The sequence below is a fragment of the Herbiconiux daphne genome, from assembly GCF_024979295.1.
Taxonomy (GTDB): Bacteria; Actinomycetota; Actinomycetes; order Actinomycetales; family Microbacteriaceae; genus Herbiconiux; species Herbiconiux daphnes.
The window spans coordinates 1-875 of the sequence record NZ_JANLCJ010000235.1; the positions used below are offsets into that span (position 1 = coordinate 1).

At 47.8% G+C, this 875-nt stretch carries 1 pseudogene; it reads right to left on the reverse strand.

The features are described from left to right. Positions 1–845: pseudogene (locus N1032_RS24330) on the reverse strand (cytochrome P450); the annotation flags it as partial. Positions 846–875 lie beyond the last annotated feature (30 nt).

Sequence of the window (875 nt, forward strand, 5' to 3'; positions counted from 1 at the left end):
AACTTTATGTCATATTTCAACAACATATGACATAGAATGATCTTGATATTATTGGCCACAAAGAATCTCCCTGGGCATTCATATCGTCCAAGGCCGAACCCTATGTGCCCGGGCGAGGTCGAAACCAGATAGGCTGAACTGTCGCCAGCCTCGCGCGACTTCAAAAACCTGTAGGGATCGAATGTATCCGGATTTGGATAGATCTTGGGGTCCCGCATGGCGGCATTGGCAACGTATGTTGTCGAGCCCTTAGGGATTATAGTCCCATCTGCTAGATTGATTTGCTCGGCAGCATATCGTGGCATGGCAACTGTACGTAGTATATGTTGTGGTTAGGAATCGCACATTTCAAAATACGCGGGATTATACATACGGGTGGAAGCGGGCTTTAATCTTTGAGTTTCTTTCAGCACGCTGTCTAACAACTTGAGATCATTCAAGGAAGTTTTTGCCCATCCGGCGCTATGGAGTGCGGATACGATCTCTTGACGAAGCTCCTCAACCAACGTATTCCAATCCTTTCTTGCGGAAAGATCAAGTAGGAGTTGCGCTAAGAGGTCACTTGATGTTTGGAATGCGCCTGCAGCGAGCATCATTTGTGCTAAGACAGGATCATAAGGTTCACCTGCACTTCGAGAGGCTTCCTCGAGCCAAGTTATGACGTCTTGATACTCCATTTTCTCGCCACTTTTCTCGGCCTTGAGCCTACTTTCTATGTGTGGTTCTAGGATGGCACGGGCCTCCCGAATATACTGGCGAAGTTGACGACATGATGGTTTGAAGCGGGCTACCAGGGATCGAAGTGGTTTCGGCCATTGCTTTAGCTCATGTGATGCGGGGAACACCTCAACATTGTATGAAACTAGGATTCTCGA